At 51.0% G+C, this 1,309-nt stretch carries 1 protein-coding gene; it reads right to left on the bottom strand.

Annotation, left to right across the window (positions count from 1 at the left end; all coding sequences use genetic code 11):
• Positions 1-1,309, bottom strand: a 1,309-nt coding sequence (locus ACYPYQ_RS13535) for a calcium-binding protein (protein WP_459724443.1), incomplete at both ends; no start/stop codon positions are given.

Here is a 1,309-nt window from a genome sequence, read left to right as displayed (position 1 = left end):
AGTACCGCTGATGGTGATTGCGCCTGTTGGAGCATCATTCACGTTAGCGACTGCTGTCGTTGCGCTGCTGTCGATGCTTTCAAATGTACCGTGTCCGTCAGTGTAGCTGGCCGCAACTGTGATGTTCTTCCCAACCAGTGCTTCGAGCATGTTAAACGTACTAGATGTCGCACCTACAATGTTCACACCGTTGGCTTTCCATTGATAGTTAATAGTACCTAGGCCATCCGAATCGACCAGAGTGTTCATCGCCGTGAGGGTCTGATTTTGAGCGGCCGCTCCGCTGATCGTGACTGATCCTGTAGGTGCGTCATTGACATTTGTTACTGCTGCTATTGCAGCACTAGATACTCTTTCCAAAGTACCGTGCCCGTCAGTGTAGCTAGCATTTACGCGAACTTGTTGACCCACTTGCGCTTCTGCAAGGTTAAAGTAATTTGAAGTTGCACCAACGACGTCCGTCCAGATTGCACCGTCAGTCGATGTTTGCCATTGATAAGCGATAATGCCCAAACCATCTGCATCCGCCAAGGTGTTGGCAGCTGTGAGTGTCTGATTCTGCTTGGCTATGCCACTTACGTTGACCGAACCTGTCGGCGCATCGTTGAAGCTACTTAGCTTCTGAGTAAGATCGGCTGCGGTCCATATCACGCCGCCCGAAAACACAACACTCTCCACAGCATACTCACCCGGTGAGGTCTCAACGAAACCGATGCTGTCCGTGGCAGAATATGCAAGCTTTACTATGCCAGCGGCACGGCTTACAGTCACATCTGCATCAGATATCCCTTGACCAAGAGTAATCTGATCATTGCCGTTACTATCAACGATAATGTCAGCGCCGTCGCCAAGCGAGAAATGATATGTGTCGTCTCCATCACCACCTTCCAACATGTCTGCTCCTGCACCACCCGTAAGAGTGTTGGCACTTGCATTGCCCTTAATTACATTATTCAACGCATTTCCCGTGCCGTTAATTGCCGCAATTCCTGTAAGACTCAAGTTCTCTATGTTTGCGCCCAGCGTATAGTTCACTGAGCTGTGCACTGAGTCTGTCCCGCTATTGAGATTCTCTGACGGTACATCGTTGGCGCTGTCCACCAAATAGGTATCATCGCCCCCTCCGCCGTAAGCAGTGGTGTTCGCCACATTCCTCAGGTCGATCAAGTCATTCCCAGTGGTGGCAGTCAAACTGGCGCCAGTGGGCAGTATCTGGGCCGCATCCAGCACAGTTCCATCCCATACTGTGCCGTCGTCAAACACCACCTTCTCGATCTTGTACTGGCTACCCGTAAAGTAGTTCTGCACC

It is taken from the genome of Sideroxyarcus sp. TK5, from assembly GCF_054601595.1.
This window is presented reverse-complemented; position numbering and strand designations above follow the sequence as displayed.